This window comes from Kosakonia sp. CCTCC M2018092 (assembly GCF_003864115.1).
Classification (GTDB): domain Bacteria; phylum Pseudomonadota; class Gammaproteobacteria; order Enterobacterales; family Enterobacteriaceae; genus Kosakonia; species Kosakonia cowanii.
This window is the reverse complement of sequence record NZ_CP034225.1, coordinates 4384333-4406304: the sequence shown is the minus strand read 5'-3', so window position 1 is coordinate 4406304 and position 21972 is coordinate 4384333. Positions and strand designations below refer to the sequence as shown.

21 protein-coding genes are annotated in these 21972 nt (G+C 55.3%); 14 read left to right on the top strand and 7 right to left on the bottom strand.

Annotated elements, in window-relative coordinates; genetic code table 11:
* Positions 1 to 354 carry an MmcQ/YjbR family DNA-binding protein gene (locus tag EH164_RS20710; protein WP_124970630.1) on the top strand — a complete coding sequence of 118 codons (354 nt, stop codon included), beginning with the start codon at positions 1 to 3 and terminating at the stop codon, positions 352 to 354.
* Here the strand turns inward: EH164_RS20710 and uvrA are convergent, their stop codons facing one another.
* Complete coding sequence (gene uvrA, locus EH164_RS20705) at positions 355 to 3180, bottom strand: excinuclease ABC subunit UvrA (protein ID WP_042712659.1); 2826 nt, start codon at positions 3178 to 3180, stop codon at positions 355 to 357. It lies immediately after the preceding gene.
* Positions 3181 to 3436: 256 nt separating this feature from the next.
* Between uvrA and ssb1 the strand changes: the two genes are divergently transcribed.
* On the top strand, positions 3437 to 3967 hold the full coding sequence (gene ssb1 / locus EH164_RS20700) for a single-stranded DNA-binding protein SSB1 (RefSeq protein ID WP_124970627.1): 531 nt from the start codon (positions 3437 to 3439) through the stop codon (positions 3965 to 3967).
* Between the two features lie 72 nt (positions 3968 to 4039).
* Here the strand turns inward: ssb1 and EH164_RS20695 are convergent, their stop codons facing one another.
* Entirely contained in the window at positions 4040 to 4582 is a 543-nt protein-coding gene (locus EH164_RS20695) for a chorismate mutase (RefSeq protein WP_124970624.1), read from the bottom strand.
* 251 nt (positions 4583 to 4833) lie between these two features.
* Here EH164_RS20695 and EH164_RS22850 point away from each other — a divergent pair, with 251 nt between their 5' ends.
* The 4 genes from EH164_RS22850 (at position 4834) to EH164_RS20680 (ending at position 9207) form a co-directional block, all read left to right on the top strand.
* A complete protein-coding gene (locus tag EH164_RS22850; RefSeq protein ID WP_255411413.1) occupies positions 4834 to 4962 on the top strand; it encodes a hypothetical protein in 129 nt (42 codons plus the stop codon).
* 228 nt (positions 4963 to 5190) lie between these two features.
* Entirely contained in the window at positions 5191 to 6786 is a 1596-nt protein-coding gene (locus EH164_RS20690; protein WP_124970621.1) for a glycosyl hydrolase family 18 protein, read from the top strand.
* Between the two features lie 148 nt (positions 6787 to 6934).
* A complete protein-coding gene (locus EH164_RS20685; protein ID WP_124970618.1) occupies positions 6935 to 7381 on the top strand; it encodes a hypothetical protein in 447 nt (148 codons plus the stop codon).
* 344 nt (positions 7382 to 7725) lie between these two features.
* A complete protein-coding gene (locus tag EH164_RS20680; RefSeq protein WP_124971634.1) occupies positions 7726 to 9207 on the top strand; it encodes a SulP family inorganic anion transporter in 1482 nt (493 codons plus the stop codon).
* Between the two features lie 5 nt (positions 9208 to 9212).
* On the opposite strand, the gene EH164_RS20675 is transcribed toward EH164_RS20680, so the two are convergent.
* The 3 genes from EH164_RS20675 to EH164_RS20665 are packed head-to-tail and all read right to left on the bottom strand — an operon-like array spanning position 9213 to position 11757.
* Positions 9213 to 9983, bottom strand: a complete 771-nt coding sequence (locus EH164_RS20675) for an inositol monophosphatase (RefSeq protein ID WP_124970615.1) — start codon at positions 9981 to 9983, stop codon at positions 9213 to 9215.
* Between the two features lie 9 nt (positions 9984 to 9992).
* Positions 9993 to 11003 carry a LacI family DNA-binding transcriptional regulator gene (locus EH164_RS20670; RefSeq protein ID WP_124970612.1) on the bottom strand — a complete coding sequence of 337 codons (1011 nt, stop codon included), beginning with the start codon at positions 11001 to 11003 and terminating at the stop codon, positions 9993 to 9995.
* A complete protein-coding gene (locus EH164_RS20665; protein WP_124970609.1) occupies positions 10996 to 11757 on the bottom strand; it encodes an MBL fold metallo-hydrolase in 762 nt (253 codons plus the stop codon). Before EH164_RS20665 ends, EH164_RS20670 begins: the two co-directional genes overlap by 8 nt.
* Positions 11758 to 11909: 152 nt before the next feature.
* On the opposite strand from EH164_RS20665, the gene EH164_RS20660 reads away from it, so the two are divergent.
* Genes EH164_RS20660 through EH164_RS20645 form a run of 4 tightly spaced genes read left to right on the top strand, consistent with a single transcriptional unit; the run spans position 11910 to position 15790 of the window.
* A complete protein-coding gene (locus tag EH164_RS20660; RefSeq protein ID WP_124970606.1) occupies positions 11910 to 12899 on the top strand; it encodes an ABC transporter ATP-binding protein in 990 nt (329 codons plus the stop codon).
* Positions 12900 to 12933: 34 nt separating this feature from the next.
* The gene (locus EH164_RS20655) at positions 12934 to 14082 is read left to right on the top strand and encodes an extracellular solute-binding protein (RefSeq protein ID WP_124970603.1); all 1149 of its coding nucleotides are present in this window, start codon (positions 12934 to 12936) and stop codon (positions 14080 to 14082) included.
* Between the two features lie 56 nt (positions 14083 to 14138).
* A complete protein-coding gene (locus tag EH164_RS20650) occupies positions 14139 to 14972 on the top strand; it encodes an ABC transporter permease (protein WP_124970601.1) in 834 nt (277 codons plus the stop codon).
* Complete coding sequence (locus tag EH164_RS20645; RefSeq protein WP_124970598.1) at positions 14969 to 15790, top strand: ABC transporter permease; 822 nt, start codon at positions 14969 to 14971, stop codon at positions 15788 to 15790. The genes EH164_RS20650 and EH164_RS20645 overlap by 4 nt, the downstream gene beginning before the upstream one ends.
* Before the next feature lie 36 nt (positions 15791 to 15826).
* Here the strand turns inward: EH164_RS20645 and EH164_RS20640 are convergent, their stop codons facing one another.
* Positions 15827 to 16108 (bottom strand): YjcB family protein, encoded by a 282-nt coding sequence (locus tag EH164_RS20640; protein WP_023478396.1) that lies wholly within the window; start codon positions 16106 to 16108, stop codon positions 15827 to 15829.
* 776 nt (positions 16109 to 16884) lie between these two features.
* On the opposite strand from EH164_RS20640, the gene EH164_RS20635 reads away from it, so the two are divergent.
* Positions 16885 to 18456 carry an EAL domain-containing protein gene (locus tag EH164_RS20635; RefSeq protein ID WP_124970595.1) on the top strand — a complete coding sequence of 524 codons (1572 nt, stop codon included), beginning with the start codon at positions 16885 to 16887 and terminating at the stop codon, positions 18454 to 18456.
* Between the two features lies 1 nt (position 18457).
* Here EH164_RS20635 and soxS read toward each other — a convergent pair whose 3' ends face one another.
* Positions 18458 to 18781 (bottom strand): superoxide response transcriptional regulator SoxS, encoded by a 324-nt coding sequence (soxS, locus tag EH164_RS20630; protein ID WP_023478478.1) that lies wholly within the window; start codon positions 18779 to 18781, stop codon positions 18458 to 18460.
* Between the two features lie 80 nt (positions 18782 to 18861).
* Between soxS and soxR the strand changes: the two genes are divergently transcribed.
* From soxR to ghxP, 3 genes are all read left to right on the top strand, one after another.
* The gene (gene soxR, locus EH164_RS20625) at positions 18862 to 19320 is read left to right on the top strand and encodes a redox-sensitive transcriptional activator SoxR (protein WP_076769038.1); all 459 of its coding nucleotides are present in this window, start codon (positions 18862 to 18864) and stop codon (positions 19318 to 19320) included.
* A 264-nt stretch (positions 19321 to 19584) separates the two neighbouring features.
* Positions 19585 to 20253 carry a glutathione S-transferase family protein gene (locus EH164_RS20620; protein WP_076769037.1) on the top strand — a complete coding sequence of 223 codons (669 nt, stop codon included), beginning with the start codon at positions 19585 to 19587 and terminating at the stop codon, positions 20251 to 20253.
* A gap of 299 nt (positions 20254 to 20552) precedes the next feature.
* Positions 20553 to 21902 (top strand): guanine/hypoxanthine transporter GhxP, encoded by a 1350-nt coding sequence (ghxP, locus tag EH164_RS20615; RefSeq protein WP_124970592.1) that lies wholly within the window; start codon positions 20553 to 20555, stop codon positions 21900 to 21902.
* Positions 21903 to 21972: the final 70 nt, after the last annotated feature.

Genomic DNA, 21972 nt, shown 5'->3' with positions numbered 1-21972 from the left:
ATGACAATTTCGGAGTTACTGCAATATTGCATGGCCAAGCCTGGCGCGGAGCAGAGCGTGCACAGCGACTGGAAAGCGACGCAGATTAAGGTCGCCGACGTACTGTTTGCGATGGTGAAAGAGATTGAGGACCGCCCGGCGGTCTCACTGAAAACCAGCCCGGCGCTGGCGGAACTGCTGCGCGATCAGCACAGCGATGTGCGCCCCAGCCGCCATCTGAATAAGGCGCACTGGAGCACGGTCTATCTGGACGGCACTTTGCCAGACTCGCAAATCTACTACCTGGTGGACGCCTCGTATCAGCAGGCGATGGAGCTGGTGCCGGAGGGGATCCGGCAACAGCTCTCCGTCTGACTAGCTGAGCAGCGGTTTCAGGAACCGTGCCGTATGCGATGCTTCGCATTCGGCGACGGTTTCCGGCGTGCCGGAGACGAGGATCTCGCCGCCGCCGCTGCCGCCTTCCGGCCCCAGGTCGACAATCCAGTCTGCGGTTTTCACCACGTCGAGGTTGTGCTCAATCACCACGATGGTGTTGCCCTGATCGCGCAGCTGATGCAGCACCTCAAGCAACTGCTGAATATCGGCGAAGTGCAGACCGGTAGTCGGCTCATCAAGAATATAGAGCGTCTGCCCGGTGCCGCGTTTCGACAGCTCGCGCGCCAGCTTCACGCGCTGGGCTTCACCACCGGAAAGGGTGGTGGCTGACTGGCCGAGACGAATATAGGTCAGGCCGACATCCATCAGCGTTTGCAGCTTACGCGCCAGCGCCGGAACCGCATCGAAGAACTCACGCGCTTCTTCGATGGTCATATCCAGCACTTCGTGGATGGTCTTGCCCTTGTATTTAATCTCCAGCGTTTCGCGGTTATAGCGCTTGCCTTTGCACTGATCGCACGGCACATAGATATCCGGCAGGAAGTGCATTTCGACTTTGATTACGCCATCGCCCTGGCACGCTTCACAGCGCCCGCCGCGCACGTTAAAGCTGAAGCGCCCCGGCGTATAGCCGCGTGAACGGGACTCCGGCACGCCGGCGAAAAGTTCGCGCACGGGCGTAAAGACGCCGGTGTAGGTCGCCGGGTTGGAGCGCGGCGTACGGCCAATCGGGCTCTGGTCGATATCGATCACTTTGTCGAAGTGCTCCAGCCCCTGAATATCGCGATAAGGCGCAGGCTCGGCAATCGTCGCGCCGTTAAGCTGGCGCTGAGCGAGCGGGAAGAGCGTATCGTTAATCAGCGTCGATTTGCCGGAGCCGGAAACGCCGGTGATACAGGTGAACAGGCCGACCGGCAGCGTCAGCGTCACATCCTTCAGGTTGTTGCCGCGTGCGCCACTCAGCTTCAGCACGCGCTGCGGATCGGCTTTCACACGCTCTTTCGGCACTTCGATTTTGCGTTTACCACTCATGAACTGGCCGGTCAGCGATTCCGGCACCGCCATGATGGCTTCCAGCGGGCCTTCCGCGACCACCTGGCCGCCGTGCACACCGGCACCAGGGCCGATATCGATCACGTGATCCGCTGCGCGGATGGCATCTTCGTCATGCTCAACCACAATCACCGTGTTACCGAGGTTACGCAGGTGCACAAGGGTGCCGAGCAGACGTTCGTTATCGCGCTGGTGCAGGCCGATAGAAGGCTCATCCAGCACGTACATGACGCCGACCAGGCCTGCGCCAATCTGGCTGGCCAGACGAATGCGCTGCGCTTCACCGCCGGAGAGAGTCTCCGCCGAGCGGGAAAGCGTCAGGTAGTTCAGGCCGACGTTAACGAGAAATTTCAGACGATCGCCAATCTCTTTGAGCACTTTTTCAGCGATTTTTGCACGCTGACCGGAAAGTTTGAGATTGGTGAAGAAGTCCATCGCATGACCTATGCTCATATCAGAGATGGTCGGCAGCGGCGTATCTTCAACGTAAACATGGCGCGCTTCGCGACGCAGACGCGTCCCTTCGCAGGTGGCGCAAGGGCGGTTGCTGATGAACTTCGCCAGCTCTTCGCGCACCGCGCTCGATTCGGTCTCTTTGTAGCGGCGCTCCATATTGTGCAGCACGCCTTCGAACGGATGACGGCGCACGGAGGTATCGCCGCGATCGTTCATGTATTTGAACTCGATCGACTCTTTGCCGGAACCTGCCAGAATCACTTTCTGCACGTTGGCGCTGAGGCTCTCCCACGGCGCTTCGACGTCGAATTTGTAGTGCTCAGAGAGCGACTTCAGCATCTGGAAATAGTAGAAGTTACGGCGATCCCAGCCGCGGATAGCGCCGCCAGCCAGCGACAGCTCCGGGTTCTGGATCACGCGGTCAGGGTCGAAATATTGCTGAACGCCCAGACCGTCGCAGGTCGGGCAGGCGCCCGCCGGGTTGTTGAACGAAAAGAGACGCGGCTCCAGTTCGCGCATGCTGTAGCCGCAAATCGGGCAGGCGAAGTTCGCCGAGAAGAGCAGCTCTTCGGCTTTAGGATCGTCCATATCGGCAACGATGGCCGTACCGCCAGAGAGCTCCAGCGCGGTTTCAAAGGATTCCGCCAGGCGCTGCGTCAGATCGTCGCGCACTTTGAAGCGGTCAATCACCACTTCAATGGTGTGTTTCTTTTGCAGTTCGAGGCTCGGCGGATCGGAGAGATCGCACACTTCGCCGTCGATACGGGCGCGGATATAGCCCTGGCCTGCCAGGTTTTCGAGAGTTTTGGTGTGCTCGCCTTTACGCTCTTTGATCACCGGTGCCAGCAGCATCAGGCGCTTACCTTCCGGCTGCGACAGCACGTTATCTACCATCTGGCTGACGGTTTGCGCCGCCAGCGGCACGCCGTGATCCGGGCAGCGCGGTTCACCAACGCGTGCGTAGAGCAGGCGGAGGTAATCGTGAATTTCGGTTATGGTGCCGACGGTGGAACGCGGGTTATGCGATGTCGACTTCTGTTCAATAGAGATGGCAGGCGAGAGACCTTCAATGTGGTCAACGTCCGGTTTTTCCATCAACGACAGGAACTGGCGGGCATATGCAGAGAGCGATTCGACGTAGCGACGCTGCCCTTCTGCATAGAGCGTATCGAAAGCCAGCGAGGATTTGCCCGAACCCGACAGCCCGGTGACAACAATCAGTTTGTCGCGAGGGATGACGAGGTTGATGTTTTTGAGATTATGGGTGCGCGCGCCCCGAACTTCTATCTTATCCAATCCATTCACCTTTTACCCGGTGGAACACGTAATGCCCGGTGTGTTTGAAGGACAACCGGCGATCACAAACGGCTAATTATGACACAAATTAACCTGAATGAATATACAGTATAGGAATGCAACTTCCGCGTAAGTGTGTAAAATACGCACTTCGCGGACGATGTCTGGAACCTGCTTCGCAGCTATCAAAATGCTACGTGGAAATGGTACACTCGCGCGTTTACACTACTACGAAACGATTTCAGGAGACACGATCATGGCCAGCAGAGGCGTAAACAAGGTTATTCTCGTCGGTAATCTGGGCCAGGACCCGGAAGTACGCTATATGCCGAGTGGTGGCGCAGTTGCCAACATTACGCTGGCTACGTCCGAATCGTGGCGTGACAAAGCGACCGGAGAGATGAAAGAGCAGACCGAGTGGCACCGCGTTGTGCTGTTCGGCAAACTGGCGGAAGTTGCCGGTGAGTATCTGCGTAAAGGTTCTCAGGTCTACATCGAAGGCCAGCTGCGCACCCGCAAATGGACCGATCAGTCCGGCCAGGAAAAGTACACTACCGAAGTTGTAGTGAACGTTGGCGGCACCATGCAGATGCTGGGCGGTCGCCAGGGCGGCGGTGCACCGGCAGGCGGTGGCCAGCAGCAGGGCGGTTGGGGTCAGCCTCAGCAGCCGCAGGGCAACAACAACCAGTTCAGCGGCGGCGCGCAGTCTCGTCCGCAGCAGCAGTCTGCCCCGGCACAGTCTAACAACGAACCGCCGATGGATTTCGACGACGATATCCCGTTCTGATTCAGCGCCCGTAGTGGGCCGCGTAACAGAAACGATAAGACCCCGCTTCGGCGGGGTCTTTTGCTTTATATTTTACGCTTTCAGCGAAACCAATTTTATCGCCTGCCACATATGCGCTTTATCCTGCTCGGTTAAGTTGTGCTGCTGCACCGTGCGCATAAACTCTTCTCTATCAGCCTCGGTCAGCTTGCCGCTGGCTTTCAGGCGTTCCGCCACTTTGCGCAGGATACGATCGCTCAGCTCGCTTATCTGTTTTCGTACCTCATTCAGCGGACGCGGCTGCCAGCTTGTCTCCGGTGTTGACAGCCAGTCAGCGCGGTAGCGGTACTGAATCGCCTTCGCGGCATCCATTTGCGCCTGAATAAAGGGCTTCACGCTCTCACCGTCCAGCCCCAGCGACTCGGCGTCGATAACGGCGCGCGCCAGCACTTTCTGCTCCTGGGCCAAATCTTCGATTGCCTGGTGCTGTTGTGCTTTAGCACCTGCGACATCTTTCATCCATGACAACCGCTCGTTAATCAGTTTGCCGAGGGAAGCATCGGCCGTGACAGCAGCGGCGGTGGAAAAGCTGAGCGTGGCGAGCATCACCACGGCGGAGTAAAGCTTGTAGTCCATAATCACTCTCCGAAGTCGATAGATGGGCGTGTATCTCATATTGCAGTGACGCGCTTTCCTGTTAACCACCGTGTCAGGCAGAGAAGCCTCCCTCATCGTGTGGCGGCGTGATTATATTAAAAACTTGTAATCACGAAATGAAATTACCGTTTCGTTTTATTACACCGTTAACAATGTCCAGCTAGTGCAAGCGACTGAAATAGCGCATGCTTAAGCGGCCACATTTTTCGACAAGCAGGAGGCAAATCGCGATGAAAACCCGGGTCACGCTTATCGTTATCATCACTCTGTTGCTGATGCTTTTCCTCAGCCTTTCACACAGCGATCTGGCAATGGAAACCCGTACTTTTCTGCGCGCGCTGCTGCGTGCAATCTTCTGATAAATAAAATGTGATATTAAACAGGGTATAAGTTTATTCGCCGCTATAACTACCTCACTTATTCAGAAGCTTCTTTAAGCCAATAAAATTCGCCATATAAAGAGCAGAATCTTCCTGTCACTTAAATAATGAAATTATCCTGGTAGGCTTTAATATGATTTTCATTGTTTGTACTTTGCACTCGATATTTTTCATCCGAGCTGTGTGGGTCATATTTAAGGGATTATCATGAAATGTATATTTAAGATGAATAATGTCTTCGCCTCGCTGGCGCTGGCGGGAATGGTCGGTTTTAGCGGCCATGCTTTCGCCAACACCGATTACGCCGATACTATGCCCTCCATTGAAGGTAAAAAGTTATTAGTTGGCTACTGGCACAACTGGGATCAGGGTTTTTCCGGCGATTATGAGCAGGGCTACCCGCTGAAACTGGCATTAAAAGATACGCCGAAAGCCTATAACGTGGTGATGGCTTCCTTTATGAAGTCGTCAGATGGCAAAAGTATGCCGACTTTTGTGCCCTACTATGGCACCGATCAGAGCTTCCGCGCTGAAGTGGCGGCGCTGAACGAACGCGGCCAGGCGGTGTTGTTATCCCTTGGCGGCGCGGATGCGCATATTGAGCTGCACGAAGCCAACGGCGATACGCAGCATTTTGCTGACGAAATTATCCGACTGGTTGATCTCTATGGTTTTGACGGTCTGGATATCGATCTTGAACAGAGTGCGATTAAAAAAGCCGATAACGAAACCGTTATTCCGGCAGCGCTGAAAAAAGTGCGCGATCATTATCAGCAGCAGGGTAAACACTTTATTATCAGTATGGCGCCAGAAATTCCTTATCTGACCAAAGCGAATCCGCAGTACCAGAAATATATTAATAGCCTCGAAGGGTATTACGACTTTATTGCACCGCAGTTCTATAATCAGGGCGCGTTTGGTATTGGCTTCCAGCCGGACGATACCAAGAAAGATGGCTGGTGGGTAAATTACGCGCAGAATGACGACAGCAAAAAATATGAGTTTCTCTACCACTTCAGCAAAGAGATCATTACCGATAAGCACGGCCTCTCTGCGGTGAAAATTCCCTCCAGCAAATTAGTCATCGGCCTGCCGAGCAATGGCGCTGCCGCCGCGACCGGGTTTGTTAAAACGCCGCAGGATGTTTACCGCGTCTTCGCTGATATGGAAAAAGAGGGGCTGCCGCTCAGAGGGTTAATGACCTGGTCCATCAACTGGGATGAGGGCGAAAACGTTAACCATGTGCCTTACAACGGGCAGTTCCGCAAAGCCTACACTCAACTGATCCACGACGGCAGCGTGATTGAGACGCCGGAAAAAGATACCACCGCGCCGAGCATACCCACCGCGCTGAACGCCGAGGCGACCGCCACCAGTGTCCATCTGACCTGGAAAGCCTCCACCGATAGCGGCTCGGGCGTGGACCATTATGAAGTGTTCCGCAATCAGCAGAAAGTGGCTGATGCCAGCGGTAATACCTATACCGATGACGATCTGACGGCGAACAGTAACTACGCTTACAGCGTGAATGCCATTGATAATGCGGGGAATAAATCACTTCTGTCGGCGGTATTAAATGTCATGACAACCGATCACAACGACGATACCCCGGATCAGCAGAGCTACCCGAAATATGTCGCCGGCCATGCTTATAAAGCCGGAGATATTGTGCTCGGCAGCGACAATCATCTGTATAAATGCAAACCCTATCCCTACACCGGCTGGTGTGCCGGGCTTGCCAGCGCCTATGCGCCGGGTGCCGGCAGCGCCTGGCAGATGGCCTGGGACAAGGTCGTGAAATAGAGTTGCCTGGAAGCGTGCTTCCATGGACGGAGGCACAACCCGGCGCAAGATTAGCAATATCGGCAGATGTTGATAAGCTCAATGCTTCGCGGGTAAGTCGGGATAAATCATGGACCACGGGCAATGTAATCTTTCAGCGTTCACTGTAATGGCTGACCACGAAAAACTTGATTTCCTGCGTGGGTTTACTCAGTCATTGGATCTTAATTCAGCCAAAGCGATGCTTGAGATTGCCACGAATATCGATAATGACGACGATATCCGTATCGAAGCGGTAAAGATCCTCGGCTTATATCATGGCGATTATGACGATGCATTTATTAAAGAGGCGCTGATTCATATCATTCGTAATGATGCCGTTGAGGATGATAGCCTGATTGTCAGCTCTATTAATTCGCTGGCTTTATTAAGTGTGAAAGAGAAAGAGATTGCCTTTGCGCTAAGTCTTGTTCAGAGCGATACCTACACTCTGTTTAAACATGCCGCCTTCTCATTGATTTGCCAGCATAAACAGCAGACTGCGGCTATTGAAGCACTAAAAGAGTTGCTGAAAGATAATGATTTTGGCCGCCATGCAAAACGTGAACTGACGTAACTTTCTGCTAATGGGAGTGTTTCTAATAAAGTAATTATTGCTTATATCCAAACAATGCAGTGATATAACTTTATTATCCTTTGGCTTAATGTAGAAATTAAACCCTACTGTTTATCAAGTTATCAATAAGCTCAATATTTTCTTGATATCTGTATATTTCGGGAGAATTTATTTTTCATAATTTTACATTCAGACTTTTTTTACTAATTTAAATCCACAATAAGATTTTCCTTAGGATTATATTTCCCCGGACAGTGCTACTAGTAAAAGTTCCCGCATCAAACCAGCCAGATTTTGTTCACCGTCCATAAGGGAGTCGCACTGTGAAAAGGTTAAAACCGTTGCTGGCCCGTTCTCTTCCCGTCGCCACATTACGCCAGGATACCCTGGCAGGCGTCGTCGTTTTTCTGGTGGCGCTGCCGCTCTGTCTGGGCATTGCCCACGCCAGCGGGCTGCCGCCCTTTGTTGGCCTGCTGACCGGGATCATCGGTGGGCTACTGGTCACCGCGCTAAGTCCGTCGCGTTTTGCCGTCAGCGGCCCGGCCGCCGGGCTGGTAACCATTGTCGTCGCCTCGGTGGAGTCGCTCGGCTCCTTCTCTGCATTTCTCTTCGCGCTGGTGCTGGCAGGCGTGCTGCAACTGGCGATGGGCCTGCTGCGCGCCGGGCGATTTATCGGCCTGGTCCCCGGTAGCGTGATTAAAGGGATGCTGGCGGCAATCGGTTTGCTGCTGATCATGCAGCAGATCCCGGTCGCGCTTGGCGAAGTGGAAGAGAGCGGTTTAGGCCAGCTCTTCAGCGGCGACTTTACCTTTTCGCTGACCTCGTTTGTTGTCGCGGCAGGCGGTCTGCTCCTGCTGTGGGGATGGGACTCAGCGGCAATGAAGCGGGTAAAAAGCCTGAGCTGGATCCCCGGCCCGCTGGTGGCGGTGCTGCTCGGCAGCGTGATGGTCATTGCCTTGAGCTACCTTGCGCCGCATCTGCTTCCCGCGTTACCGCGCATCACCCTGCCGGAGTTTGGCTCCCTTAGCGATCTGATGGCCGAGCTGGAAGGGCCGGACTGGAGCGCCTGGCAAAACCCGGCGGTCTACACCGTGGCGATCACGCTGGCGCTGGTTGCCAGCCTCGAAACCCTGCTTAGCCAGGAGGCGCTGAAGAAGCTACGTCCGCAGAACCCGCCGCCATCGCCGGATAAAGAGTTGGTCGCGCAGGGCGCGGGCAATCTGCTCTCAGGCCTGGTGGGCGCCATGCCAATCACCGCCGTGATTGTGCGCAGCTCGGTCAACGTCAGCAACGGCGCGCAAAGCAAATTCTCGGTGCTGCTGCACGGCGTACTACTGCTGGTGTGTGGTCTCTGGTTCGGAGAGCTGTTATCGGTGATCCCGCTGGCGAGTCTTGCCGCCGTGCTGCTCTACACCGGCTATAAGCTGGCAACGCCGCGCCTCTTTATCGAGCAGTTTCGCGCCGGGTATCAGCAGTATGTGCCGTTTCTTACCACCGTCGCCGGGATTATCGTTTTCGGTATGTTGATGGGGATTGCGCTGGGGCTGGCGGTGCAGATGGCGCTGAGTCTCTACCACTGCCATCGCAATGCGTTGCAGCTTGCCCGTCGCGGCGATCACTATGTGCTGCGCATCCAGCAGAACCTGACCTTTTTGCATAACCCCCGTTTACAGGCGTTACTGGCGAAGATCCCGGAGCGCAGCGTGGTGGTGGTTGAGCATGAGAACGTCGACTACTTCGATCCGGATGTGAAAGCGGTGCTGCGGGAGTTTGCCAAAACCGCGCCGCAGCGCGGAATCGATCTCAACCAGTGGCCCGCCCGCTAAGCGGGTTACTTGCCTGCCGGCAGCAGCAGCGGTTGTAGCTGCTGCCACACCGCAGGCGTGGCGGCCCAGGCCGTATTGCCGTTGGTTAAGCCATCATTAGCAAGAAAATCATTGTGCCGACCGCCCGCTTCGCTGATCAGCACCAGCCCGGCCAGCGCGTCCCAGCTGTGCAGGTGTGCTTCGTAATAACCGTGCACCAACCCCGCGGCGACGTGGGCCAGCATCAGCGCACCTGCGCCAAACCGGCGATGTTCCACGCCCTGATCGAGCAGTTTTTCCAGCGCATCGGTATATTCACGCGGCGCGCGGCGGCTTGAGCGTCCGACGCCGAGCACCACGGCGTCCGGCGAGGGTTCCGTCAGGGTTAAGCGGCGATCGTTAAGGAACGCGCCGTGGCCCGCGCGGCCAAAGAAAAACTCTTCGCGATCCGGCGCGTAGATAATGCCAAGTTCGATGCGGTCATTGCGTACCCAGGCGACGGAGATGCACCAGTAATCCATACCAAGAATAAAGTTGGTGGTGCCATCAATCGGGTCAATAACCCAGGTGCCTTCGCTGCCCGGCTCCAGCCCGCGCTCTTCGCCAAGCAGCCCATCCTGCGGGCGCTGCGCCTTCAGCCACTCGCGCAACTGCGTCTCGACATAAACATCCGCCTGCGAGACAAAATCCTGGCGGCCTTTCTGCTCAACGGTCAGCCCCTTATCACGAAGCTGTTTGGCCTCAAGGCCGAGGCGGCGAATCAGCGCGCAGAGCGCGCGGGTAAACTCTTCTGTCATAGATAGCTCTTAGCCAATGCGTGGCGATGTATGTCGATGGATAAGCTCCACCTTAACCCACTCGACGTGGGAAGGCTGCAACGGATTTTTCGCCCGCTCCAGCAGGCGCGTCAGCGCGCGATGGGCGATCTCCGTGGTGTTCTGATGCAGTGTGGTTAACTGGTAGCTGAACTGCCCGCTTTGCGGCGTGTTATCAAAACCGATCAGGTGAAAATCGTGCGGTGCCTGTTTGCCGCGCTGGCGCATGCCGTCGAGAAAGCCGCAGGCCAGCTGAGCGTTGGCGCAAAAAATGCCGTCGGGGAGTTCAGCGTCGTGCGCCAGCGCCGCCTGCCAACCGCCCGCATAACCCTCTTCATGCGCCATGATGATCTGCAGCTGCTGCGCCGTATCAACGCCGCCATCCTCTAAAGCCTGCGAGAAGGCTTCGCCCCGGCGACGTCCCGCCCAGGTTGAGCCGTGAGTATTCAGCCAGCCGAAGCGACGACACCCCGCACTAAGCAGCTGTTCTGCTGCCAGCTGTGCTCCGGCGCGGTTATCGGAGCAGACGAAATCGACCAGCGGAATATCGGGATCGCGGTTGATACCCACCACCGGGATTTGCAGGTTTACGCACTCATTCACAATCGCCTGCGGCGGCTGGCCGGAGGTGACAATCACCCCCGAGACGCGAAACTGGGTAAAACGGCGCAGCGTGGCAACCAGATCCTGCTCCCCGGAAATCTCGGTGACCAGTGCCTGGTAGCCGCGCCGCTGGATTTCATGCAGCAGCTCCTCCAGCAGGCGGCTGCGAAACGGATCGGCGATGCGCGCCACAATCACCCCAATCAAATGGCTGCGCTGGCGGTTTAAGCCCTGGGCAAGGAAGTTGATCTGATAGCCCAGCTCCTGTGCGGCACGCAATACCCGCTCTTTCGTGGCGGGCGAGATACTGCCATTGCTGCTGAGCGCCCGCGAGACCACCGCGCGGGAAACGCCAGCCCGTTTCGCCACATCCTCGGCGGTGACCGTCTGTTTAGCCATAACGAGCCGCCTGCTGCGCGAGGAGATCAAACTGTTTGCCATCCTCGCTGAGAAAGAGCCCCGGATAGGGCGCGCACGCCTGTGCCAGTGCCGCAAGGACGGCATCGTTGCAGTGGTATAAGCCGAGCGCTGAAAGGCGTAATTGCTGATAGAGCGAAAGGCAATCGGGAAAGTCGCCGTGGGAGGCGTCGCTGCCTAACGCCGTCAACGAGGCGCACTCCTGGAAGGCGAGGTCAGCATTGTGCATCAGGGCGATACTCTCTGCCGTCGGACGACCATCGCCGCTGTAAAAAAGCGCGCACCCATCAGCCTCAATACGCAGCGCGAGATTAGGAATTTCATGGTGGGTAAAGGCGGTATGGATCTGCCAACCCTGCCAGTGAAAAGCGGCTTCGCTGTCGCGCCACTCAATAGGAAAACTCAGTTCCGCCTGCGGCCAGTTTGCCAGGCTTGCCAGCTGCATCAGCACCGGGCGCTGTTCGCGCTGCGACCAGATAATCAGTGGTTTACGCCGCTGAAAGCTTTTCCAGTGATTCAGCAGCGCCGTCAGGCCGGTGCAGTGATCCGGGTGCACATGGGTAAAGTAGAGGGCGTCAATCTCGTTAATCTCCAGATCTCGCTGCCAGAGCGCGCGCGGGATAGTGGGGCCGCAGTCAATCAACCATTGGCGTTTTTCCCGGTCAATAACCCGAATAGCGGAAGTGTTTTGCTGCCGCGAAAAGGCGCTCCCGCAGCCCAGCACATCTATTTTCATGTCGCCTCGCTAAAAAGCGTTATCACTTAATCAAATTGTCACAAATAGCGGACAAAGTAGGCTCACATCATGTCGCTACAAAGTTGCATTTTTTTTACAAATAAATGAACACGTGTTCATTGCTAAATAAGATGCGCAACAAGGGATCGCCCGTGAGTTATTTGCATATCGATAAACTAAAAATTTCCTATGGCGAGAAAGTGGTGCTGCACAATATTCATTTATCCGTCGAAAAGGGTGAAATGATTGCGCTGCTTGGCCCCTCCGGCTGCGGAAAAACGACGCTGCTCAATGCATTATGTGGTTTTATCCCGGCGCAATCGGGCACGGTGGCAATTAACCATCGGGATATTACGCACCTCACGCCCGAGCAGCGAAATATCACCATGGTGTTCCAGAGTTATGCGCTTTGGCCCCACTTCACCGTGGCACAAAATATTGGTTATGGCCTCAAAGTGCGGCGCTGGAAAAAAGAGAATATCCAGCAGCGGGTGCGGGAATTATTACGCATCGTCAATCTTGAACCCTATGCCGAGAGTAAAGTGACGGCGCTTTCCGGCGGCCAGCGCCAGCGTGTTGCCCTTGCGCGTGCGCTGGCGATTGAACCGGATGTGCTGGTGCTCGACGAACCGTTATCGAACCTTGATGCCAAAGTGCGCCTCAATGTGCGCCATGAGATTAAAGCGCTGCAAAAGCGCCTCGGTTTTACCTCGCTGATTGTGACGCATGACCAGCAAGAGGCGCTGGTGATGGCCGATCGCATTGCGGTGCTCAATCAGGGGCGCATTGAGCAGATTGGCACGCCGGAGGCGATCTACCACCACCCGGCTACGCCCTTCGTCGCGGATTTTATGGGGGCCGATAACTGCCTGATTGAACAACAGAGCAGCGATAAACGCCTCTATTTCCGCAGTGCAGATGTGCAGTTGCTGCCCGCAAACGCGCAATACGACTTGCCGCAGGGCCTGGTGCTGGAGGGCGTCGTGGAGGAGAGCGCGTTTCTGGGTCATCACTATCGCCACAGCGTGCGCTGCAACGGGCAGATTCTGCTTGCCGACGCCGAGCAGAATTGGCCTGTGCAAACGTCGGTCAAATTACATATCCCGGCACCGGCGTTGCATCGCTTTGAGACCACTTTTTAATGCCAACCAACAGGGCTTCTTTTAGGGGAAAAACATGTCCGTAACAACGAAACTGGCGGTTATCGCCGCGCTCGGTCTGGGCGCTGTCGCGCAGGGCGCACAAGCTGAAACGGTGCTCAATGTGGCAACGGCAGGCGATCAGAATATGGTGGATTACGTAAAAACGTGGCTTGGGCCGAAGTTTGAAGCCGCGCATCCCGGGGTAAAAGTGCAGGTTATTGGCACCGGCCCGGGCGATGCCGGGTCGAACAAAATCCTCGAAAAGCTGAGCGCACAGCAGGCGAGCGGGGCGAAAAGCTGGGATATCGACGTTGCCGTTGTGCATCAGGCGGTCGGCGGTCAGCTGGTGGAGAAGGGGCTGCTGGAGAAGTATCGCCCAGCCATCAATACCGGTTCGCTGGTCAGCGCCGATAACGCGAAAAATGCGCTGGGCGTCAATGTTGATGGCTATGTGATGCCGATGTTCCTTAGCCAGACGGCGATTGCCTATAACAGCGACCTGGTGAGCACACCGCCGAAATCCTATGACGAGCTGGTGCAGTGGTCGGCGAAAAACCCGAAGGCATTTGGCTATAACGGCATTAAAAACGGCATGTCCGGCGTCAGTTTCGTGGTCGGCTGGATCTACGCCTACGGCACCGACGCCGCGCGCTTGTCGGCGCAACCCTACGATAAAAGCGTTGAAAAGAGCTGGGATCAGGCCTTCGCCAAACTGAAAGCGTTCAACCAGAACGTCACTTTCACACCGGGCAACGCCGGCACACTCGATATGCTGAGCCGGGGCGAGATCGCCATGGGGCCAGTATGGGTTGATATGTTCTACAGCTGGCGCGATCAGGGCAAACTGCCGCCCTCCATCAAGCTGACATTAATCGCGCCAGGTATGCCGGGCCAGCCGATGTACTACGTGGTGCCAGCGCACGCGGCACAGGCCAAACTGGCGCAGGAGTTTATCGCGCTGGCGACCAGCCCGGAGGTGCAGGCGCAGGGGATTGTGAAGCAGTTCAACTGGTATCCGGGCATCGACGCGAAATATGTCAAAGAGAAGCTGGATGCGGCGACCTGGCAGAAACTGTTCGCCGAGATCTCACCGGAAACGCTGAGCCGCTACGGTAAAAGCTTCCCAATTAATCAGTACTTTACCGATATCAAAGAGGGCTATGAGCGCCAGGTATCGAACTGATTAACCCCATGCCCGGATCGCCGATCCGGGCGTTTAAGTGACTATTCAGGTTTACCATGCGACATACGATGAAATCCCTTTTGCTGGTTGGCCCGGCAACGCTGACCATCGCGGTTCTGTTTCTCTGGCCGCTCGGCTATTCGCTGATCTCGGCGTTTACCGACGAGAGCCACGCGTTAACGCTGGCGCACTTTGCGAAGATGTTCTCGCTCTACTCCAGCGACATCCTGTTTACGGTGATCATTGTGCTGGTGTCGCTGGCGATCCTCGCGCTGCTGTCGATAACAATTTCCGCCATCATTGTGCTCTCGCCCTGGCAGGGCATTGTCCGGGCACTGGCGTTTCTCTACCGCCTGCCGCTCTTTATTCCCTTTATCGTTACGGCGCAGATGATGCGTACCTTTCTGGCGAAAAACGGTCTGATGAACAATGCGCTGGTGGCCGCCGGTCTGTTGACGCCGACAGAGACCACCTCGCTGCTCGGCTGGAGCGGGATCATTATTACCTTCGTCTGGAAACAGATGGCCTTCTCAACCCTGCTGATTTGCGGGGCGATGGCGGCGGTAGATCGCAGCCATATTCTGGCGGCGCAAAACCTCGGCGCGTCGCGCGTACGTATTCTGTTCGACATCATTTTGCCGCAGGTTTTACCGACCATCGGCGTGGCGATGGTGCTCTCGACTGTAACGATGATGTCGGTACTTTCGGTACCGATGATGATTGGCACCGGCACGCCGACCATGATGACGGTGGATATGGCTTTTCGCGTCAACTCATACGGAGATTACCCGGTCGCCAACGCGATGGGCGTGATCTCTTATCTGATTTGCGCCGCGCTGTCGTGGTTCTATTTACGCCATACGTTGCAGGCAAAAGGGGAGCAAGCATGAACCGGTTACGGCAAAAAATTCTCGACAGCTTTCTTTTACAAACGCTGCTGCTCACCTTTCTGGTGCTGGCGCTGTTCGGGCCGCTGCTTAATTTACTGATCTGGACGGTGGCGGAGAGCTGGTTTTTCCCCCATGCGCTGCCGAGCCAGTGGGGGCTGAAATACTGGAATCAGGTATTTAGCCCCTATAGCGACATCTCCGGCTCGCTGGGGATAAGCGTGCTGATTGCGCTGCTGTCGGTGCTGGTCTGTCTGCTGATTTCGGTGCCGGCGGGTTATGCGCTTGCGCAGCGAGGAATGCCGTGGCGCGCCTTCTTTATGCTGCTCTTTTTGATTCCGCAGGCCTTTCCGAATCTGACGGTCTATATGAACGTGGCGCGGCTTTTTTATCAGTGGGGCTTAAACGGCACGATTGCCGGGGTGGTGCTGGTGCACAGCGTGCATGGGTTGATCTACTCAATCTGGATCAGCGTCGCGGCGTTCTCGTCACTCGATCCGCTGCTGGCGAGGGCTTCGCGCAATCTCGGTGCCGGGCCGCTCTATACCTTTTTCCACATTACGCTGCCGCAGGCGGCGCCAGGGTTGATTGCGGCGAGTATCTTCGTCTTTCTGGAGTCGCTGGATGAGTTCACCGCCACCTTTTTTGTCGGCGCGCCGGATATCACCACCTTGCCGATCCTGCTCTATACCGCCAGCATGTCCGGAAATTATCAGATCTCGTCGATTACGGCGCTGATTCTGTTACTGCCGTCGGTACTCTTTATGCTGGTTATTCAGAAATTTATGCGCCCGGAGATGCTGTCAAAGCTGGGGAAATAACGCTTTGCTGGGGGGATCATCCGGGCCAGCTGCTTATCAGGTCATCACCATTGGCCACTCTGGCGGTGCGTTGCGGGTCATCTCTTCCCACACCGACGCAAAGTGTTGCCAGATTTTGGCGAAATCCATCACCGACAGGCCAAGCAGACCGGTGGCAAACCAGCAGGCGGCTGCCAGCCCCATGCCGCTGCTGATCACCGCGAGTCCGAAGTAATCTGAACGGCGAAAACGAATGTTCAGCGTACTGGCCATAAACATTAAAAGTGCGCTCAATAACTGCCAGCGAAACAGCACCACGCTGGTGGTAAGGGTTGCCATCTTACTATCCTCAGGAGAATCAAACACCTGGCGAGCAAAAGCCTGCGCAGCGCGCGAAAGCAGTTGTCCGTCGGGTTAACACAACAATGTAAAAGTGGGTTCCGCATGCACGGAATTTGTGAACTCTATCACAATTGCTGTTTTATTCACCAGTACAAAAAGAGAGCTTTTTTAGTTTTTTAAGTCGGCAAAAAGTGGCTTGAAACATTATCGTGGTCAGGCGAGATCGATCTTATTCAATATTTTTATTTAACTAACCCTCGCATGGAAATAAGAAATAAATTTTACATAAGCGCAGCAATAAAACGACAAAATCGCGATAATCGTGGTCATGAGGATGTTCTGATTGTGGAAAAGCGCGGCGCATAAATTGCGCTACTTTTCGCCAGATAATTAAGGCGACTTATATTATTAAGCGTGAGTACATTGTAACTTAACTATTAAGTACCAGTTTATGCTATGGCTACTTTTAACCGGATAATCGAGTGAAAAATAGACAATATGGGCGCTGTATTACCTATATGACCACGCTCTCTTATTCGTGACCGTTTCGCCCAGGGGAACGGCAGGGCGAAATATTTAGTTAAATATAAAACCAGGGGCACACTTTTAGTTTGCCTTACGGTGGAATATTCTCAGCATCGTTAAATATCAGGATCCGGAAGAGAAAAGTCAGTTGCTAATGATCAGGGTTTGATGCAACGTAATCACCTGTTTCTAAAAGCCTCCTGCCCAACAATATAAAAGGCACATAAAATGCATGGATTTCGGCGGACATGAAGCTCAGTGTGCCTCGTAAATTGCTCAGAATTAGCGGAATGATACTGGTGGTTCTTATCCCGGTAATGATCTCGCTATGGGTTGCGCATATCCACGCTGTAAAAGATACGCGTACGCACCTGCGCGCATTTGCCCGCCAGGCACTGAATAAAACCGATCTTGTTATCCAGCAGGCTGATAGCGTGCGCCGCGCGGCGGAGGCCTATCGCGGCACGCCGTGTACGCCGCAACATCGCGCCCAGATGCTTAATATTGTTCACGGCAGCCAGTATGTCGCCGATCTTATTTATGCCGAGGGCAACCATTTTTTATGTTCCAGCGCCGTTACGCCCGCGCAATCGTATGCTATTTCACCAGCGGATTATCAGGGGCAGCATGGCACGGCGCTCTATTACTATCGCGATACCCCCTTTTATGCTGGCTATAAAATGGTCTATGTGCAGCGGGGAAATTATGTCGCGGTGATTAACCCGCTCACCTATAGCGATGTGACATCAGACGATCCGCGTCTGGCATATGGTGTTTACGATACGCGATCCGGCGGCTTTTTCTCCCTCAGCAAGAACGCCCGTCTGAAGACCTTTGCCTCGCTAATTCACCGCCAGGATAGCTCTTTTTTACTTGGCGACCGCTTTTATACCATTGCGTATGCGCCTTCCCGGCCAATCGCTATTATTGTTTCGACGTCGCGCGAAAACTATTTCCACTCTCTCTACCGGCAGGCAGTTTTTACGCTGCCGTTAGGGATGATCTGTAGCGCGCTAATCTTTTTTATCTGGACGCGAACACGGCGGGAATTTACTTCTCCACGCCGCAGGCTCCATCGCGCTCTAACCCGTCGTCAGCTTCGCCTTCATTACCAACCTATTATTGATATTAAAAACGGCACCTGCGTCGGTGCCGAGGCGCTATTGCGCTGGCCCGGTTTTAACGGCCAGGTGATGAGCCCGACGGAGTTTATTCCGCTGGCAGAAAAAGAGGGGATGATTGAGCGCGTGACGGATTACGTCGTCGATGAGGTGTTCAACGATTTAGGGGATTTTCTGGCGGTGGTGCCGAATCTCTATATCTCCATCAACCTCTCGGCCTCTGACTTCCACTCGTCGCGCTTAATTTCGCTGATTGCCAACAAAGCGCGCGACTATGCGGTGCGTGCCGAGCAGATCAAAATTGAAGTGACCGAGCGCGGTTTTATTGATGTGCCAAAAACCACGCCGGTGATCCAGGCGTTTCGCCAGGCGGGGTATGAAGTGGCGATCGATGATTTCGGCACCGGCTACTCCAACCTGCACAATCTCTACTCGCTCAATGTCGACATCCTGAAGATCGACAAATCCTTTATCGACACGCTCTCCACTAACAGCACCAGCCACTTAATTGCGGAACATATTATTGATATGGCGCAGAGCCTGCGGCTGAAGATCATTGCGGAAGGGGTGGAGACGGCAGAGCAGGTCGCCTGGCTGCTTAAGCGCGGCGTGCAGTTTTGCCAGGGGTGGCACTTTGCGAAGGCGTTGCCGCCGCAGGAGTTTAAACGCTGGGTGCAGCAGCCGCCTTCGCTAAAGTGAGTTACGCCTGGTGGCGATAGTCGCTCGGCGTACGATCAAACTCGCGGCGGAAGACGCGCGAAAAAGTCTGCTGCGAGACGTAACCCAAATCCATCGCAATATCAAAAATCGGCCGTTTAGTGGTGCGCAGCGCTTCGGCGGCCAGCAGCAGACGGCGCTGACGAATGTACTCCCCGAGCGTCTGATGCATCACCGTGCGGAACATCCTCTGTAAGTACCACTTTGAATAGCCTGACTTTTTGGCGACAACATCAATGTTCATTGGTTGGTCGATATGTTCATCAATCCATTCAATCAAGGTCTGAATAATCTGCTGATGGGACATAAAGCTTCCTCTTTCCCGATTCGTCGTTTTGTCTGCGGGCGAGTATAATTCCTCAAGTTAACTTGAGGTAAAGAGGTTTTATGGAAAAGAAAACGCCGCGAATCAAAGCCCTTCTCAGCCCCGGTGAAGTGGCGAAGCGCAGCGGGGTCGCCGTCTCGACGCTGCACTTTTATGAAAGCAAAGGGCTGATAAAAAGTTCGCGCAATGCCGGTAATCAGCGGCGTTATCAGCGCGATGTATTGCGCCATGTGGCGATTATCAAAATCGCGCAGCGTATCGGCATTCCGCTGGCGACCATTGGCGAGGCCTTTGGCGTGCTGCCGGAAGGGCACACGCTGAGTAAAAAAGAGTGGAAAGCGCTCTCGTCCCAGTGGCGTGAAGAGCTGGACAGACGTATTCATACGCTGGTCGCTCTGCGCGATGAACTCGATGGCTGTATCGGCTGCGGCTGCCTGTCGCGCAGCGACTGCCCGCTACGCAACCCTGGCGATACGCTGGGCAAACAGGGGCCTGGCGCGCGGTTGCTGGAAGATGAGTGAGCCTAAAAAAACTAAAGCGCCCGCTGGGGCGCTTTAGTCGTTTTCCGGTCATTGTCTTTCGCTCTATCCCGCATCGAAACGGGAGGGTTTCCCCCGACATCAACACCCCTTGTGTAGCGAGTAAGGTTCCGGTTTGTGCTGACACTGTAAGTATAGATGCGTGTAGCGATTGTGCTTCTTTTTTGACCAGCTTTATTATGATTTTTTCGGCGCTTTGCCCGCGCTTCTCTATAGTTAAAACGAATATAAACGCGGGAGAGAGTCATGCTTACAGTGCACCATCTGAATAAATCGCGCTCGCAGCGCATCCTCTGGGCGCTGGAAGAGCTGGGCGTTCCCTACAATATCGTGCGTTATGAGCGGCAGAAAAACATGCTGGCACCGGATGCGCTGAAAAAAATTCATCCATTGGGAAAATCGCCGGTAGTGGAAGATAACGGCTTTATCCTCGCCGAATCGGGGGCGATCCTCGAATACCTGCAAGAAACCTACGACACGGAGCAGCGCTTTAAGCCGCACGATGCACAGCAGAAGATCGATTACCGCTTCTGGCTGCACTATGCGGAAGGCTCGCTGATGCCGCTGCTATTAATGAAGCTGGTGGTGGGGCAACTCGGCAAACCGCCGGTGCCGTTCGGCGTGCGCAGCGTCGGTAAGCTTATCGGGAAAGGGATCGAGAATGCTTTTTTGAATAAGCAACTGGAGACCCACGCGCGCTTTATTGAAGGGGAGCTGGCGCACCGCCCGTGGTTTGCCGGTGATGAATTGAGCATGGCGGATGTGCAGATGAGCTTCCCGGTGTTCGCCCTGCTGTCGCGCGGCGGTATTGAGAATCTGCCCAATCTGCAGGCGTGGAAAAAACGCGTTGAAATGCGCCCTACCTGGAAACGCGCCATTGAACAGGGCGGCCCCTTCTCGCTGCCCGGCGAGTGAGAATGTTCGTAGAATGTTGCAAAGTTGCGCATCGACGATAACGTTTGCGCATCCGGCGGGTAGTTCTTAGCCGCTTTCGGCGATATTTGGCAGAAAGCGGCAAAGTTTGGTTGAAAAGCGGCGTCTAAACGCCGGATAATCGTTTGCCTTTTTTTGACCACCCGTTGGATGCGCGGAGTTAAACGTTTGCTTTTTTGTGGCCCTTTGCCACAACGCAGCACAGGGAGAAGACGTTTGACCGGCAGTGGACTGTCCACCACGCATGCCAACGCACAATAAAATTCTCAGGGGATGTATCTATGTCTACGCCATCTGCGCGTACCGGCGGTTCGCTTGACGCACTGTTCAAAATTTCTGCCCGTGGCAGCACCGTTCGTCAGGAGATTGTGGCCGGTTTAACCACCTTCCTGGCGATGGTTTACTCCGTCATCGTGGTGCCCGGTATGCTGGGCAAAGCCGGTTTCCCGCCGGCCGCCGTCTTTGTCGCCACCTGCCTGGTCGCCGGTGTTGGCTCCATCGTGATGGGGCTGTGGGCCAACCTGCCGCTGGCTATCGGCTGTGCGATTTCGCTTACCGCCTTTACCGCCTTCAGCCTGGTGCTGGGCCAGCAGATCAGCGTCCCGGTCGCACTCGGCGCGGTGTTCCTGATGGGTGTGCTGTTTACCGTTATCTCCGCCACCGGCATTCGCAGCTGGATTTTGCGTAACCTGCCGCAGGGCGTTGCGCACGGCACCGGTATTGGTATCGGCCTGTTTCTGCTGCTGATCGCCGCCAACGGCGTCGGCCTTGTGGTTAAAAACCCGATCGACGGTCTGCCGGTTGCCCTTGGCCACTTCGCCAGCTTCCCGGTGATCATGTCGCTGATCGGCCTGGCGGTGATTATCGGTCTGGAGAAGTTGAAAGTGCCGGGCGGCATTCTGCTGACCATTATCGGCATCTCCGTTGTTGGTCTGATTTTTGACCCCACCGTGCACTTCTCCGGTATTTTCGCCATGCCATCCCTGAGTGATGACAAAGGCAACTCGCTGATCGGCAGCCTCGATATTATGGGCGCGCTCAACCCGGTGGTGCTGCCAAGCGTGCTGGCGCTGGTGATGACGGCGGTGTTTGACGCCACCGGCACCATTCGCGCGGTCGCAGGCCAGGCGAACCTGCTGGATAAAGATGGGCAGATTATCGATGGCGGCAAAGCGCTGACCACCGACTCCCTGAGTAGCGTCTTCTCCGGCCTGGTTGGCGCGGCACCGGCTGCGGTCTATATCGAATCGGCGGCGGGCACCGCAGCGGGCGGCAAAACCGGCCTGACGGCGATCACCGTCGGCGTGCTGTTTATGCTGATCCTGTTCCTCTCTCCGCTCTCCTACCTGGTGCCGGCTTACGCCACCGCGCCAGCGCTGATGTATGTTGGCCTGCTGATGCTGAGCAACGTGGCGAAAATCGACTTCGCCGACTTCGTTGACGCCATGTCGGGCCTCATCACCGCCGTGTTTATCGTGCTCACCTGTAACATTGTGACCGGGATTATGATCGGCTTCGCCTCGCTGGTGATTGGCCGCGTGGTATCCGGTGAATGGCGCAAGCTGAACATCGGCACCGTGGTGATCGCTGTCGCGCTGGTGGCGTTCTATGCCGGTGGCTGGGCTATCTAATCATTAAACATTCGGACAATGGGCAACTTCGGTTGCCCATTTTTTTGCCCACAGCCCGGTTGCTTTGCGT

Excerpts from the sequence above, each read along its gene's own strand:
- EH164_RS20710 (WP_124970630.1), top strand. The coding sequence starts at position 1 with ATGACAATTTCGGAGTTACTGCAATATTGCATGGCCAAGCCTGGCGCG.
- ssb1 (WP_124970627.1), top strand. The coding sequence starts at position 3,437 with ATGGCCAGCAGAGGCGTAAACAAGGTTATTCTCGTCGGTAATCTGGGC.
- EH164_RS20695 (WP_124970624.1), bottom strand. The coding sequence starts at position 4,582 with ATGGACTACAAGCTTTACTCCGCCGTGGTGATGCTCGCCACGCTCAGC.
- EH164_RS22850 (WP_255411413.1), top strand. The coding sequence starts at position 4,834 with ATGAAAACCCGGGTCACGCTTATCGTTATCATCACTCTGTTGCTGATG.
- EH164_RS20690 (WP_124970621.1), top strand. The coding sequence starts at position 5,191 with ATGAAATGTATATTTAAGATGAATAATGTCTTCGCCTCGCTGGCGCTG.
- EH164_RS20685 (WP_124970618.1), top strand. The coding sequence starts at position 6,935 with ATGGCTGACCACGAAAAACTTGATTTCCTGCGTGGGTTTACTCAGTCA.
- EH164_RS20675 (WP_124970615.1), bottom strand. The coding sequence starts at position 9,983 with ATGACAGAAGAGTTTACCCGCGCGCTCTGCGCGCTGATTCGCCGCCTC.
- EH164_RS20670 (WP_124970612.1), bottom strand. The coding sequence starts at position 11,003 with ATGGCTAAACAGACGGTCACCGCCGAGGATGTGGCGAAACGGGCTGGC.
- EH164_RS20665 (WP_124970609.1), bottom strand. The coding sequence starts at position 11,757 with ATGAAAATAGATGTGCTGGGCTGCGGGAGCGCCTTTTCGCGGCAGCAA.
- EH164_RS20655 (WP_124970603.1), top strand. The coding sequence starts at position 12,934 with ATGTCCGTAACAACGAAACTGGCGGTTATCGCCGCGCTCGGTCTGGGC.
- EH164_RS20650 (WP_124970601.1), top strand. The coding sequence starts at position 14,139 with ATGCGACATACGATGAAATCCCTTTTGCTGGTTGGCCCGGCAACGCTG.
- EH164_RS20645 (WP_124970598.1), top strand. The coding sequence starts at position 14,969 with ATGAACCGGTTACGGCAAAAAATTCTCGACAGCTTTCTTTTACAAACG.
- EH164_RS20640 (WP_023478396.1), bottom strand. The coding sequence starts at position 16,108 with ATGGCAACCCTTACCACCAGCGTGGTGCTGTTTCGCTGGCAGTTATTG.
- EH164_RS20635 (WP_124970595.1), top strand. The coding sequence starts at position 16,885 with ATGAAGCTCAGTGTGCCTCGTAAATTGCTCAGAATTAGCGGAATGATA.
- soxS (WP_023478478.1), bottom strand. The coding sequence starts at position 18,781 with ATGTCCCATCAGCAGATTATTCAGACCTTGATTGAATGGATTGATGAA.
- soxR (WP_076769038.1), top strand. The coding sequence starts at position 18,862 with ATGGAAAAGAAAACGCCGCGAATCAAAGCCCTTCTCAGCCCCGGTGAA.
- EH164_RS20620 (WP_076769037.1), top strand. The coding sequence starts at position 19,585 with ATGCTTACAGTGCACCATCTGAATAAATCGCGCTCGCAGCGCATCCTC.
- ghxP (WP_124970592.1), top strand. The coding sequence starts at position 20,553 with ATGTCTACGCCATCTGCGCGTACCGGCGGTTCGCTTGACGCACTGTTC.